The organism is Nonomuraea sp. NPDC049141 (assembly GCF_040648415.1).
Lineage (GTDB): Bacteria > Actinomycetota > Actinomycetes > Streptosporangiales > Streptosporangiaceae > Nonomuraea.
In genome coordinates this window covers 377,382-390,333 of record NZ_JBEZDR010000004.1, presented here as the reverse complement: position 1 = coordinate 390,333, position 12,952 = coordinate 377,382, and the positions used below count along the sequence as shown (strand labels likewise).

Sequence of the window (12,952 nt, the reverse complement as noted above, 5' to 3'; positions counted from 1 at the left end):
GATGGACTTCGACAGCTACTGGTCCGCCGTCGACGAAGAGTTGGCCACGATCCCTGCTCGGCCCGTGCTCGACCTGGTGCCGGCGCGGACGACGGCCGAGGCGACCAGCTACACCGTGCGGCTCACCAGCATCGGGCCGTACCGCGTCTTCGGTCATCTCAGCGTCCCGGCCGGTGACGGGCCGTTCCCCGCGCTCCTGAAGACGCCGCGCTACGGGAGCGTCAACGACATGCCGCACCCGAACGATCGGAGCCGGTACGTCGTGTTCGGCCTGGTGCACCGTGGTCAACGGCTGGCCGACGAAGGGTTCTCGGCGGCGTACCCGGGATTGCTGACGATGGGCATCGACGACCCGGCGTCGTACATCTATCGCGGGATCGCGGCGGACTGCCTGCGGGCCGCGGAGTTCCTGATGAGCCTGGACGAGGTCGATCCGGCGCGGGTGGCCGTGAGTGGGAACGATCTGGCGGTGCTGACGGCTGCGCGGCGGTCCGGGTTCAGCGCGGTCCGGGTCCCGGAGTTGCTGTTCTACAAGGCGGCAGAGGCACGGCTGAAGTCGAGCCGCTATCCGCTCGAGGAGCTCAACGATCACCTCCGTGCCGGCTCATCGGCGCAGATTGTTGGCAACACTCTTGCCTACTTCGATCCGGTCCGGCATGCGTCCGCGGTGACCGCTCGGACGTTGCTCGCCGTCGACGATCCCGACTGGTGTGCCGCACTGATCGAGGCCTTGCCTGCCGCGAGTGTCTACAAGCTGACCCACCTCGATGGCACCGACAACGACTTCCTGGATGCCTGGCTGGCCGAACACTCCGGCGTACCACCGATGTCGAAGTTCCTCGTATGACCCATCCCTTCGGGGTCCGGCCCGTCATCAACGCCTCCGCGACACTCACCGCACTGGGCGGCTCGCTGATGCCGCCTTCGGTGCTGAAGGCGATGACGGAGGGGGCGGCCCACTTCGTCGACCTGCCCGAACTCCACGACCACGTCGGTGAGCGCCTGGCCGCGCTCACCCGCAACGAGGCGGCCTGCGTGACGTCCGGTGCCGCGGCGGCGATCACCCTCACGGTCGCGTCGTGTGTCGGTGAGCCCGCGCGGGCGTTCCCGGCCGATGCCGAGGTCGTCATGTTCACCGGCCAACGCAACGGCTATGACTACGCGGCCCGCCTGACCGGCGCCCGCATCGTAGAAGTCGGCCCGTCGATCGAGGAGCTCCGAGCCGCCCTGGTCCGACGCCCCGCCTGCGTACTGTGGTTCGCCGGCGCCCACTACGCGGCGGATGCTCTGCCGATCGAGGACGTGATCCGAGTCGCCCGGGAGCTCACCTCGGCCGGCCCGACCCCCGCCGGTCCACCGGCTGTGCCGGTGATCGTGGATGCGGCGGCCCAGATTCCACCCCTCTCCTCGCTGTGGCGATTCACCACGGAGCTCGGTGCGGATGCCGCGATCTTCAGCGGTGGGAAAGGGTTGCGCGGACCGCAGTCCAGTGGGCTGGTGCTGGGGAAGCGGTGGATTGTCGACAGGTGCCGGGCGCACGCGTCGCCGAATCAGCAGATCGGGCGCGGGATGAAGGTCGGCAAGGAAGAGCTGCTCGGGCTGTACGCCGCGGTCGAGTGGACGCTGGAGCAAGACGAGGAGGCACTGCTCGCGAGCTATGAGCAGATCGTCGACCGGTGGATTGCCGGCTTGCGCGGGGTGCCGGGTGTCGTTGCCGAGCGCGGGTACCCGAGTGAGGCGGGCCAGCCGCACGGGCGAGCGGTTGTCCGATTGCTGGCAACCAGCGGCTGGACCCGGGACGGGTTGGTGCGGGCTTTGTGGGACGGGGACCCGCGGATCGCGGTCGGTGTGTCCGGCGTACCCGACGACGCGATCGCGCTGAACCCGCAGACGATCGAGCCGGGGGAAGACCTGGTGGTTCTCGATGCACTGGTTCGGCACCTGAGCTCTGGAGACGGTTCTTAGGGAGGGCCTCGCGGGTGACGGTCTTTGCCTCGTTCACGGTCGTACCCCGTCCGGAACGACAGCGCGCACATGTGCCACCGCACGTCAGGTGGTCGAGGGCCGGGGCCGCAGCGAGGTCTGGGCGCGGCCCCGGCCAGGACCCTGCCGGTCCGGAACGGGCAGGGTCGAATCCGGCAGCGGGCGGTCCTCAGCGGCGAGGCTCCAACTCGTCAGCAACGTTCTCGATCAGCGCGCGAGCCTCGCGACCATAGATCGCCACGTCGGCCAGCTGGGCGAAGGTGCGCAGGTACGTGCCGACTTCGGGAGCCTGGGTGCGCGGGCTTGGGCCGGGGTGGAGCGGCAGGAGTCGGTGCCGGTCTCGATGGTGGTGCCGCCAAGACAGCTCGCTCCGACCAGCCAGCCCGGCGAAGCGTTCAAAAAGGGCGTCCGAGCGGAGCGAGGTCCTTCAGGGGGCGGGCGTCAGCCCGCCTGGGATAACGTCCGGAGCGAAGCGGAGGTCCGTTGCAGGCGGGCGGGCATCAGATGGCCAAGCACCGAATCGGGTAACGGGCGGGGAGAAAGAACGCCCGCAGCAAAGCGAAGGTCCTTCCTCCGGCTGGCCGTCTACTTAACTCCCGCCTCCCGCATGTCCCGCAGCTCCCGCTTGAGCTCCTTGATCTCGTCGCGCAACCGAGCAGCCACCTCGAACTGCAGATCGGCCGCAGCCTGGTGCATCTGCTCGGTCAACGACTCGATCAACGACTCCATCTGTGCCCGGGGCATCTCTCCCGCGATGGTCTTGGCGTGCTGGCCGGCCTGGCGGGCGGCGAATCCGGGCACCGGTGCCTTGCCGCGCGACTGCTGGCGGCCGCCCCCGAGGAGCCGGTCGGTGTCGGCGTCCTCGCGCTGCAACGAGTCGAGGATGTCGGCGATCTTCTTGCGGAGCGGCTGCGGGTCGAGGCCGTTGGCCTGGTTGTAGGCGATCTGCTTGGCCCGCCGCCGGTTCGTCTCGTCGATGGCCCGCTCCATCGACGGCGTGACCTTGTCGGCGTACATGTGGACCTGTCCGGAGACGTTACGGGCGGCCCGGCCGATGGTCTGGATCAGGGAGGTCTCCGAGCGGAGGAAGCCTTCCTTGTCGGCGTCGAGGATGGCCACCAGCGACACCTCGGGCAGGTCGAGCCCCTCGCGCAGGAGGTTGATGCCGACCAGCACGTCGTAGTCGCCGGAGCGCAGCTCGCGCAGCAGCTCGATGCGGCGCAGCGTGTCAACCTCGCTGTGCAGGTAGCGGACCCGGATGCCCAGCTCGAGCAGGTAGTCGGTGAGGTCTTCCGACATCTTCTTGGTCAGCGTGGTGACCAGGACCCGCTCGTCACGGTCGGCGCGCTCGCGGATCTCGTGGACCAGGTCGTCGATCTGCCCCTTGGTGGGCTTGACGACCACCTCGGGGTCGATCAGCCCGGTCGGCCGGATGACCTGCTCGACCACGTCGCCCTTGACCCGGCCCAGCTCGTAGGAGCCCGGCGTGGCCGACAGGTAGACGGTCTGGCCGATGCGCTCCAGGAACTCCTCCCACTTCAACGGCCGGTTGTCGAGCGCCGACGGCAGGCGGAAGCCGTGGTCGACCAGGGTGCGCTTGCGAGAGGCGTCGCCCTCGTACATGGCGCCGATCTGCGGCACGGTCTGGTGGGACTCGTCGAGGACCAGCAGGAAGTCTTCGGGGAAGTAGTCGAGCAGCGTGTTGGGAGCGGTGCCCGCCTCACGGCCGTCCATGTGGCGCGAGTAGTTTTCGATGCCGGAGCAGGTGCCGATCTGGCGCATCATCTCGATGTCGTACGTGGTGCGCATGCGCAACCGCTGCGCTTCCAGCAGCTTGCCCTGCCGCTCCAGCTCGGAGAGCCGCTCGGCCAGCTCCGCCTCGATGCCGTTGACGGCCGCCGCCATCCGCGCCTCGCCGGCGACGTAGTGGGAGGCGGGGAAGATGTAGAGCTCCTCGTCCTCGGTGATGACCTCACCGGTCAGCGGATGCATGGTGGCGAGCTTCTCGATCTCGTCACCGAACATCTCGATGCGTACGGCCAGCTCCTCGTACTTCGGGATGATCTCGATCGTGTCGCCACGCACCCGGAAGGTGCCCCGGGTGAAGGCGAGGTCGTTGCGTGTGTACTGCATGTCGACCAGGCGGCGCAGCAGCTGGTCGCGGTCGATGTCCATGCCGACACGGAGCCGGGCCATGCGGTCGACGTATTCCTGCGGCGTGCCCAGGCCGTAGATGCAGGACACGGAGGCCACCACGATCGTGTCGCGGCGGGTCAGCAGCGAGTTGGTCGCCGAGTGGCGCAGCCGCTCGACCTCGTCGTTGATCGAGGAGTCCTTCTCGATGTACGTGTCGCTCTGCGGAACGTAGGCCTCAGGCTGGTAATAGTCGTAATAAGAGACGAAATATTCAACAGCGTTGTTGGGCAGCATCTCCCGCAGCTCGTTGGCGAACTGCGCGGCGAGCGTCTTGTTGGGCTGCATGACCAGCGTGGGCCGCTGCAACCGCTCGATCAGCCAGGCGATCGAGGCCGTCTTGCCGGTGCCCGTGGCGCCCAGCAGGACGTTGTCCTTCTCCCCGGCCTTGACGCGGCGCTCCAGCTCGGCGATGGCCGTCGGCTGGTCGCCGGAGGGAGTCATCTCGGTGACGACCTCGAAGGGCGCCACCTTCCGCTGCAAATCAGTGACCGGTCGCATGATGCCACTTTAGGCGGCGCCACTGACAGAAACCGTCAGCCGGGTGAGGGGGTACGCCTCTCGCCCGGCTGTGGCTTCTCTGCGCTGGTCAGAGGCTCGGCGGGGACCGCTCTCCTGGTGGCGGTCCGCAGCGCGTCCGGCCGCATGACGATGCCCTTGCCGTCGGCGCTGAGCCCAGGTGCTTTCTCGCGGAGGCAGGGTTGAGGGATATCGGCAGCACAGAAGGCGGCGATATCGGTGGCGGCGGCCACGATGATGTTCCTCGATCCGCCGTTCGCCGGGCCAGATCGCCTCTTCAGCGGTGAACGGACCCTGGGCCTCCTGGGAGAGCTGGGCTGTACGTTCATCCAGCCGTAGGGCGATCGCCGGAGAGGAGGTCGCTGAGCTGTACCACCGTGATCTCGTACTGATCGATGGCGCCGACCCAGCCGGCTACCACTGAGCACTCGAACTTCTCCAGCGGGTTGTCGGCGTCGGCGCCCAGATAGCTGAGGTCCGCGATCGGCGAGGGGTCGGAGAAGCCGCGCAGGTGCGCGCGGAGCGCCGCATCGGCCACAGCGGCGATCCGTTCCTCGCCTTCCGCGTCGATCTTGTCTTCGTAAGGGACAAGGCTTTCGGGGCCGGCACCGATGCCGGTCGCCACTCGGAGAGCGTCCATGAGCGTGCCGTTGGAGGCGATGCGCGCTTGGTAGAGGTACCAGACGTCCTCCGGCAGGTGCGGCGCGGTCAGGTCGACGCTGTGGCGTTGCAGCAGCTGCCCCAGATCGGCACCGCGGATGAGATCGGAGGAGGGCAGACTCATGGCGTCCACGTCGCGGGCGAAATCCTCGGGAAGCCCTTGCGGGTCCACTCCGAACCATGACTCCTTTGCGTCGAACCGCAAGGGCGCGTAGTCCATCTCGCCGTTGAGGAGGAGATGTTCCATGACAAGTGTTGTTTCGCCGGTCAGCGCGGCTGGGTCCAGCCATGCGGCATCTGTGCGCGCGTCGGTTTCGTAGAGCCAGTTGCCACCGTAATAGGCCGCGTAGGTATCGGCGGGGTCGTAGCTCGACAACGGACGGCTCAGCAGGACTCCGAAGGCCTGCTCCAGCGACGCCTGCCAGTCGTGGGAGGTGTTCGCGGCAGTGCGGTCATGTGGCGTCATCGCAGCACTGTAGAAGGTCTCGACGACAGTTCCGCCCCAACCTGACCGCCCCAACCAGCCGACCCGGCGAAGCGTTCTTGGAAGGCGGTCCGAGCGGAGCGAGGTCCTTCAGGGGGCGGGCGTCAGCCCGCCTGGGAGAACGTCCGGAGCGAAGCGGAGGGCCGTTGTGGGCGGGCGGGCATCAGACGGCCGACCACCCAGACGGGTAAGGGGTGGGAAGCGAAGGCCCTTTAAGGAAAGGTCAGGCAGACCGCTCTCCGATCCGTGGAAACGGCGTGGTGGAGAAGACGATCTCGACCGACACTTCGAAGTATTCGGCGATCCGCAGCGCCAGATAAAGGCTGGGGCTGTATTCGCCGCGCTCCAGATACCCCACCGTCTGGTAGTGCACGCCCAGAGCGTCGGCGAGCTGCCTGCGGGTGACACCGCGTTCGGCGCGCAGCAACGCGATGCGGTTGTAGACGATCTCGCTCATCGCCGCCTATCTTCTCAGCCGACCAACCCATCAGTCTTCTCAGCCGACCAGCCGACCAGCCGATCAGCCAGTCAGCCAGTCAGCCAGTCAGCCGATACGTTGCAGTGCTCGGTCGCGGCGCAACTGCATCAGTGAGCCGGCCTCGCGCCGGGCCATCCGGCGCAGGATCGGCGGTGCCAGCAGCAGGCCGGCCACGGACCAGGCGCCCAGTACGCCGACCGTCTCCAGGGTGTGCCAGGAGCCGCCGAGCTCCGCGGCCGCGGCGGAGGCGGGCGACAGCGCCGAGCGCATCCCGAGCCCCAGCCAGTACAGCGGGAACACGTGCGCCAGCGCCTGCAGCCAGCCCGCCAGCGCCGACAGCGGGTAGAAGATCCCGGAAATGGCGGACAAGCCACCGACGGCGAGCATCGACAGCCCGGCAGCCGTCTGCGGGCTGTTGGCCAGCGAGCCGATGATCGCGCCCAGCGGCAGCGTGGCCAGCAGCCCGAGCAGGATCACCCAGGACATGGTCAGCCAGCCGCCCGGACCGGTGCGCGTCAACGACGGCAGCAGGAACAGCCCGGCCACGAGCACGATCAGCACGCTGATCAGGGTGGTGAGCGACACCGACACGATGCGGCCGACCAGATAGCCGACCATGCCCTGCGGCAGGGCCTTGGCCCGGAGCAGCGTGCCGTCCTCCCGTTCGGCGGCCAGCGCGCCGACCGCGCCGAGCAGGGCGTTGAAGGCGGTCAGCATGCCGAGGACGCTCGGCAGGGTGACCGCGGCCAGCGAGAGGGACGTGCCGGGCAGCCTCGCGTCCCGCTGGAAGTACATCACGACGACCAAGGCGATCGAGGTGACGATGGTGAAGCCGACGTCCTGCGGGCTGACCAGGGAGTTCTTGAACTCCGTCCAGCCTCGGGACACCCCGAGCCGGGCGGCGTGCAGCGTGGGGTTCATCCCTCGTCCCTCCTGACGATCGCCATGTAGGTGTCCTCGAGCGTCGCCCGCCGTACCTCCAGATCGCCGACCTCCTCGCCGTGCTGCGCGAACAGGTCGCGGACGAAGCCGGTGGCGTCGTCGGTGGCGTGGACGAAGTGCTCGCCGCCGACGCTCCAGCGCACCTGCGCGTCGCGGGAGACCTGGCGGGCCAGGCGGTCGGCGCTGCCGTCGGCGACGATCTTCCCGCCGGCCAGGATGAGGATCCGGTCGGCGAGCTTCTCGGCCTCGTCCAGGTCGTGGGTGGTGAGCAGGATGGTGGTGTCGTCGAGGTCGGACAGCCGGTGCACGAGGTCGTGGAAGTCGCGGCGGGCCTGCGGGTCGAACCCGGCGGTGGGCTCGTCGAGGAACAGCACGTCAGGGCGCCCGACGATGCCGATGGCGACGTCGAGGCGGCGGCGCTGCCCGCCGGAGAGCCGGGCGACCCGCTTGTCGGCGTGTTCGGTGAGGCCGACGGCGGCCATCAGCTCGTCGGTGGGGAGCGGGCGGGTCCTGGCCTCATCCGAGTACGGCGCGTAGTAGCGGCCGAAGTGGTCGAGCAGGTGGCGGACCCGCCAGCGGCCGTGGTCGCGCCAGGACTGCAGCACCACTCCGAGCCGGGCCCGCCACCGCTCGTCGCCGTGGGCCGGGTCGGTGCCGAGCACGCGTGCGTCGCCGCCGGAACGTACCCGGAAGCCCTCGAGGATCTCGACCGTGGTCGTCTTGCCCGCGCCGTTCGGGCCGAGCAGCGCGATCACCTCGCCCGCGCGCACGGTGAAGTCGACGCCCTGGAGCACCTCCACCGGCCCGTAGCGCATGCGCAGATCACGGACCTCGATGACGGCGGAATCCGCCGGGTCCGCTAAGCCGGAGCCCTCATCCAGCACCCTCATGACCTTCATCAGATCCCTCCCGATAGTAGGACTACTACATTGGTAGCACACCTGCTATCGATTGCAAGAGGAGTGCGATGACCGCTTGCAAGCGAACAGTAAGTGACACCCGATACGGTCGAATCCGCCCGTAGCGGAAGAGGAAGGTGCAATGTCACGACCCAGAGAGGCATTGATCCAGGCAGGTCAGGGCATAGCCCAAGCGGTCGTTCAAGGCGGTGACATGCGTCAAGCCGTCGGCCAGGCCGTGAACCAGGCGGCGCAGGGCCAGTGGACCGGTCAGGCTCAGGCCCAGGGCTTCACGCTCAACCCGTACGACTTCGCGGCCGCCCGTGACGGCGGCGTGTCGGTGGGCACGCTGATCGAGGCCCGGACGGCGTCGCTGAACGAGGCCGGCGAGATCATCAACCGCAGCTTCGCCGAGAACGGCATGCACGTGATCTCGCCGGTGGTGATCCCCAAGGGCACCACCGCGAAGGTGGTCGTGCCGCTGGGCATCCTGGTGGTGCTCGGCCTGATCGGCGCGCTCGGCAACGTCATTCCCCGGACCGACGTGTTCTTCGGCCCGCACTACTGGGTCGTCCTGATCCTGGCCGCCGCCTTCCTGTGGTGGCGGCGCAGCGTGGTGATGGTGCCCGAGGGCTGCAAGGCGCTGATCACCAAGTTCGGCAAGCTGGTGCAGATCGCCGACCCGGGCCGGGTCACGCTGTTCAACCCGTGGAAGCGGGTCAGCTACATCGTCAACACCACCCGCGAGTACCCGTTCAACGCCCCCATCAGCGAGGCCCCCACCCAGCAGGGCGTCAAGGCGAGCGTCGACCTGTTCCTGCAGTTCAGGATCGAGAACCCGGCGGAGTTCATCTTCGTGCTCGGCTCGGTCAGCGGCTTCCAGTCCAAGCTGCAGAACGCCATCAGCGAGGTCACCCGCTCGCTCATCTACGCCCAGCGGGCCGAGGACATCTACGACCTGGTGGGCGAGAGCACCCTGGGCATGCTGGACAACCTCAACCAGCAGTTCCTGCCCGCCGTACGGCTCACCGACGTGAACATCACGCACGCCGAGCCGTCCAGCCAGGAGTACCGGATGGACCTGGCCGCGCCCGAGATGGTGCGCGTCGCCAAGGAGGCCTACACCTACGAGTACGAGCTGCAACTGCGCAAGGAGCAGAATGAGGGCGACCTGATCAAGGAGCTGGCCGGGCTGCAGGAGACGCTGAGCGCGATCCAGGCGGAGATCGCCGGCTACCAGGCGCGCATGGACACGGCGCTGGAGCGGGCATCCCACCAGGCCAAGGCGCAGGCCAGGCAGCGCCTGGTCGAGGCGGAGTCCTCCGCCAACGCCAACTCGGCGCTGCTGGAGGCGCAGGCGCTGGACATCAGGGCGCTCAGCGCGGCCGAGGCGCCGGAGATCCTCGACTACCGCTTCCAGCAGGACCTGCTGGACAAGCTGGAGTCGGTCGCGACCCGGCTGCCGCAGGTGGTGCAGGTGGGCGAGCACTCCGACATCGACTTCCTGGCGCTGGCCCAGCAGCTGGTCGGCGGCAAGGGGGCGGCGCTGTTCTCGGCGGAGGACATGGCCGCGATCCGGGGCCGGTTGGGCGAGATCGGCAAGCGCGTGGAGGGCAGGGAGGCGGAGATCACCGCACTGCTCAGGAAGGTCGCCGAAGAGGTGACCGAGGCGCCCGAGCCCGCGCTCGCCGCCGCACTGCCGACCATCGAGGGTGAGGTCCGATGAGCCGCGAGTTCTCGAAGATCAAGGAGTCGCTGGCCTCCTGGTCCGACATCCGCCAGCTGCTGCGCGGCGGCGAGCAGGGCCAGCTCGTGCCCGTCGTGATCCCCAAGGACCGGCGCGGCTTCGCCTGGATGGCCCTGGTCTTCATCGCCGTCTACTTCGCCGGGATGGCGGCGCTGGGCAACCTCGTCGTGACGGCCGCGCTGGCCGCGGTGTTCTTCCTGGCCGTCGCGCTGGTCTGGATGTGGCGCCGGGCGATCATCGAGATCGAGGAGGGCACCACCGGCGTACGCAGCCGCTGGGGCGCGATCACCGGCACGCTCCCGCCGGGCCGTCACTACCTGTGGCTGCCGTGGGACCGGGTGGACGCGGTCGTCGACACCTCCACCGAGATCCCGTACTCGGCGCCGATCGTGGCCTGCCCGACGGCCGAGAACGTGCCGCTGAAGTCGATCGAGTTCTTCCTCAAGTTCCGCATCGTGGATCCGGTCGCGTTCGTCCGCACGATCGGCGCGGGCAACTTCGACCTGGTGCTGTCGAGCGCCGTACAGGACGCGATCAGGCAGCGCAGCCGCAAGGTCAACACCGAGCGCGCGTACGACCTGCGCGGCTCCGACGTCGGCGACATGCAGGAGGCGCTCAACCGCCAGCTCGGCCGCTACGGCGTGCGCATCACCGGCGCCAACATCCCCGACGTGCAGCTGCCGGACCAGTACCAGCAGCACCTGGCCACCCGCGAGAAGGTGGCCAAGGAGCTGTCGGCCTACGAGCGCGAGTGGGAGCTGACCCGCAAGCGCCGCATCGACACCCTGCTCATGGAGATCGAGCGGTCCAAGAAGACCCGTGACGCCCGCGTGGTCGAGGTCAAGGCCGCGCACAACACCGCGCGCAAGGACGTGGCGCGCATGTTGGAAGAGCAGGAGACGGAGGCCCAGCGGGTGCGCTGGGAGATCGAGGCCCGTGGCCGCGCCGAGCTGACCTCCGCCGAGAACGAGGCCAAGGCCCTGCGCAGGCTGGCCGCCTCCTACCGTGACAACCGGGCCGTGCTGCAGTACGAGCTGGCCCGCAGGCGCCTGGACGTGGGCGCCAAACTGGCGGAGAACGCCCCTCAGCCCCTGGTGGTCCGCACCCAGCAGGGATCCGGCGACTCCGCGCTGTCGACCTTGCTCCTGGCCCAGTTGCTCCCCCGCTTCTCGGGCCATCACAACGGAGAGACCCCCGGGTCATAGGAGAACCCCATGGTGTTTCGCAAGCTGATGGCCGCGTTCGGCGCGGGCGTCGAAGTAGACACGGTGCTGACCGACAGCGGTGTACGGCCCGGCGGGACGTTGCGCGGCGTGGTGCACTTCCGCGGCGGCGGCGCCGACTACAAGGTCGAGGGCATCTACCTCGACCTGACCGCGGTGGTCGAGGTGGAGCGCGGCGACGAGGAGTACAAGACCAGCTACGGCTTCCTGCGCCAGCAGGTCGCCGGAACCTTCCAGCTCGCCGCCGGCGCGCAGCACAGCCAGCCGTTCGAGATCGTCATCCCGTGGGAGACGCCGATCAGCGCCATCGGCGGTCACCCGCTGCACGGCATGCGGCTGGGCGTGCAGACGGAGCTGGCGCTGGCCGGCGCGATGGACAAGGGCGACCTCGACCCGCTGTTCGTCAACCCGCTGCCCGCGCAGGAGCACGTCCTCGCCGCGCTCGACCGCCTGGGCTTCGGCTTCAAGAAGGCCGACCTCGAACGCGGCACGCTGCGCGGCTCGACGATGCCGTTCTTCCAGGAGATCGAGTACTACGCGGGCGGGCAGTGGCGGCGGCACTTCAACGAGCTGGAGCTGACGTTCATCGCCGGGCCGCGGCAGATGGACGTCGTCCTGGAGGCCGACAAGCGCGGCGGCTTCCTGACCTCCAGCCACGACGCCTACAACCGGTTCACGGTCCGCTATGACGACCATCCGGGCTCGGCGGACCAGGCGCTGCAGCACGCCCTGGAGCAGATGGCCCGCCGCCGCGGCTGGCTCTGATCCCTGGCACCCAGCCGCCGGGCGGCGTCGAGCGACCACTCGCGCCGCCCGGCGGCGGCCTCTTGTGAGTGACCCCGGTGATCTTGTACATGCGTTCGAACCAGGCCCCGTAGTGCCAGCCGGACCTGGCCCGGTAGTCGTGGCTCCGGTAGACGCCGAAGATCTCTCGCTTGAGCTCGCGCATCCGCCGCGGCACGTTCGGCGCCCAGACCGTCATCGGGTAGCCCCGGTAGGCCACCAGGCGCACCTGCGCGCCCTCGGCCGCGGCGGCCGCGAAGCGGGCGGAGGCCACGTGGTCGGGGTGGTCGCACATGCGGCAGTGCGGCGGCGGGTCCGGGTCGAGCGTGCGGACCACGTTCGCGTGGTACTTGCGGTAGATGGCCCGCAGCAGCCGCACCACGTCCTCCCGGCGCACGCACGGCCGGTCGGCGCCGCCGAACAGGTGCACGCAGCTCTGGCCCGCCCATAACCGGGTCAGCGCGTCACGGCCGCCGTCGGCGCGCGGGTCGCCGCCGTCCGGCAGCCCGGCGAAGATCAGCATGACCCGTGGCCGCTCGACCAGGGAGTCCACCTGGACGGCCAGCCGCCCGGCCGTCATCATCGTGCTGCGCCACGCGTTGCGCACCCCCGCCAGGTAGGCGTACGCGGCGCGCAGGCCCTCCACGCGGTCCTGCGCGTACACGAACGGATCATGGTGGTCGTCCAGCCCCGCGGTGCCCTCGCCCGCGGTGAGGTAGACCGTGACGCTCGGCCGTTCGCCCCGCACCCCGCCATACAGGTCGGGGCTCATGAACAGCAGGTCGTCGTCCGGATGGGCGACGACCTGGACGAACCGCTCCCCCAGCACCGATTCGTCGGACGGCGCGGCGGCGAGGGCCGGCGGCACCGGGCACACCGTGTACCCGACCAGCCCCATCGCCAGAGAAACCGCGCGAAAGCTCGATAAGAATCCCCTCATTCCCCACCCCCGTGGGGCAAGCGTAAAGATCAGGCGATCTCCGCGCCTTACCTATTAGGGGGAGATGTCAGGTCATCCCAGGGGAGGAGGCACGCTCTATC

At 68.9% G+C, this 12,952-nt stretch carries 11 protein-coding genes; 5 read left to right on the top strand and 6 right to left on the bottom strand.

What is annotated here, in order from left to right:
• Position 1: 1 nt before the first annotated feature.
• The gene (locus AB0B91_RS14040) at positions 2-847 is read left to right on the top strand and encodes an acetylxylan esterase (RefSeq protein WP_358318659.1); all 846 of its coding nucleotides are present in this window, start codon (positions 2-4) and stop codon (positions 845-847) included.
• Positions 844-1,965: a hypothetical protein gene (locus AB0B91_RS14035; RefSeq protein ID WP_358318658.1), complete on the top strand. Its 1,122-nt coding sequence runs from the start codon at positions 844-846 to the stop codon at positions 1,963-1,965. The genes AB0B91_RS14040 and AB0B91_RS14035 overlap by 4 nt, the downstream gene beginning before the upstream one ends.
• Before the next feature lie 603 nt (positions 1,966-2,568).
• On the opposite strand, the gene uvrB is transcribed toward AB0B91_RS14035, so the two are convergent.
• The 5 genes from uvrB to AB0B91_RS14010 all read right to left on the bottom strand — a co-directional run bounded on the left by uvrB (position 2,569) and on the right by AB0B91_RS14010 (position 8,149).
• On the bottom strand, positions 2,569-4,677 hold the full coding sequence (gene uvrB, locus AB0B91_RS14030) for an excinuclease ABC subunit UvrB (RefSeq protein WP_358318657.1): 2,109 nt from the start codon (positions 4,675-4,677) through the stop codon (positions 2,569-2,571).
• 343 nt (positions 4,678-5,020) lie between these two features.
• Positions 5,021-5,821 carry a hypothetical protein gene (locus AB0B91_RS14025; RefSeq protein ID WP_358318656.1) on the bottom strand — a complete coding sequence of 267 codons (801 nt, stop codon included), beginning with the start codon at positions 5,819-5,821 and terminating at the stop codon, positions 5,021-5,023.
• A 241-nt stretch (positions 5,822-6,062) separates the two neighbouring features.
• Complete coding sequence (locus AB0B91_RS14020; protein WP_214637574.1) at positions 6,063-6,296, bottom strand: helix-turn-helix transcriptional regulator; 234 nt, start codon at positions 6,294-6,296, stop codon at positions 6,063-6,065.
• Between the two features lie 87 nt (positions 6,297-6,383).
• The gene (locus tag AB0B91_RS14015; RefSeq protein WP_358318655.1) at positions 6,384-7,238 is read right to left on the bottom strand and encodes an ABC transporter permease; all 855 of its coding nucleotides are present in this window, start codon (positions 7,236-7,238) and stop codon (positions 6,384-6,386) included.
• Positions 7,235-8,149 (bottom strand): ABC transporter ATP-binding protein, encoded by a 915-nt coding sequence (locus tag AB0B91_RS14010; RefSeq protein WP_358319190.1) that lies wholly within the window; start codon positions 8,147-8,149, stop codon positions 7,235-7,237. Before AB0B91_RS14010 ends, AB0B91_RS14015 begins: the two co-directional genes overlap by 4 nt.
• A gap of 151 nt (positions 8,150-8,300) precedes the next feature.
• On the opposite strand from AB0B91_RS14010, the gene AB0B91_RS14005 reads away from it, so the two are divergent.
• Genes AB0B91_RS14005 through AB0B91_RS13995 form a run of 3 tightly spaced genes read left to right on the top strand, consistent with a single transcriptional unit; the run spans position 8,301 to position 11,893 of the window.
• Entirely contained in the window at positions 8,301-9,884 is a 1,584-nt protein-coding gene (locus AB0B91_RS14005) for an SPFH domain-containing protein (protein WP_358318654.1), read from the top strand.
• Positions 9,881-11,110 (top strand): SPFH domain-containing protein, encoded by a 1,230-nt coding sequence (locus AB0B91_RS14000; protein WP_358318653.1) that lies wholly within the window; start codon positions 9,881-9,883, stop codon positions 11,108-11,110. Before AB0B91_RS14005 ends, AB0B91_RS14000 begins: the two co-directional genes overlap by 4 nt.
• Positions 11,111-11,119: 9 nt before the next feature.
• Positions 11,120-11,893: a sporulation protein gene (locus AB0B91_RS13995; protein ID WP_358318652.1), complete on the top strand. Its 774-nt coding sequence runs from the start codon at positions 11,120-11,122 to the stop codon at positions 11,891-11,893.
• On the opposite strand, the gene AB0B91_RS13990 is transcribed toward AB0B91_RS13995, so the two are convergent.
• Positions 11,802-12,809: a PIG-L family deacetylase gene (locus AB0B91_RS13990; protein WP_358318651.1), complete on the bottom strand. Its 1,008-nt coding sequence runs from the start codon at positions 12,807-12,809 to the stop codon at positions 11,802-11,804. The genes AB0B91_RS13995 and AB0B91_RS13990 overlap by 92 nt on opposite strands.
• Between the last annotated feature and the right edge of the window lie 143 nt (positions 12,810-12,952).

Bases quoted from the DNA above. Each gene is read 5' to 3' on its own strand.
- AB0B91_RS13995 (WP_358318652.1), top strand. From the start codon at position 11,120: ATGGTGTTTCGCAAGCTGATGGCCGCGTTCGGCGCGGGCGTCGAAGTA.
- AB0B91_RS13990 (WP_358318651.1), bottom strand. From the start codon at position 12,809: ATGGGGCTGGTCGGGTACACGGTGTGCCCGGTGCCGCCGGCCCTCGCC.
- AB0B91_RS14040 (WP_358318659.1), top strand. From the start codon at position 2: ATGGACTTCGACAGCTACTGGTCCGCCGTCGACGAAGAGTTGGCCACG.
- AB0B91_RS14000 (WP_358318653.1), top strand. From the start codon at position 9,881: ATGAGCCGCGAGTTCTCGAAGATCAAGGAGTCGCTGGCCTCCTGGTCC.
- AB0B91_RS14010 (WP_358319190.1), bottom strand. From the start codon at position 8,149: ATGAGGGTGCTGGATGAGGGCTCCGGCTTAGCGGACCCGGCGGATTCC.
- AB0B91_RS14015 (WP_358318655.1), bottom strand. From the start codon at position 7,238: ATGAACCCCACGCTGCACGCCGCCCGGCTCGGGGTGTCCCGAGGCTGG.
- AB0B91_RS14025 (WP_358318656.1), bottom strand. From the start codon at position 5,821: ATGACGCCACATGACCGCACTGCCGCGAACACCTCCCACGACTGGCAG.
- AB0B91_RS14020 (WP_214637574.1), bottom strand. From the start codon at position 6,296: ATGAGCGAGATCGTCTACAACCGCATCGCGTTGCTGCGCGCCGAACGC.
- AB0B91_RS14005 (WP_358318654.1), top strand. From the start codon at position 8,301: ATGTCACGACCCAGAGAGGCATTGATCCAGGCAGGTCAGGGCATAGCC.
- AB0B91_RS14035 (WP_358318658.1), top strand. From the start codon at position 844: ATGACCCATCCCTTCGGGGTCCGGCCCGTCATCAACGCCTCCGCGACA.
- uvrB (WP_358318657.1), bottom strand. From the start codon at position 4,677: ATGCGACCGGTCACTGATTTGCAGCGGAAGGTGGCGCCCTTCGAGGTC.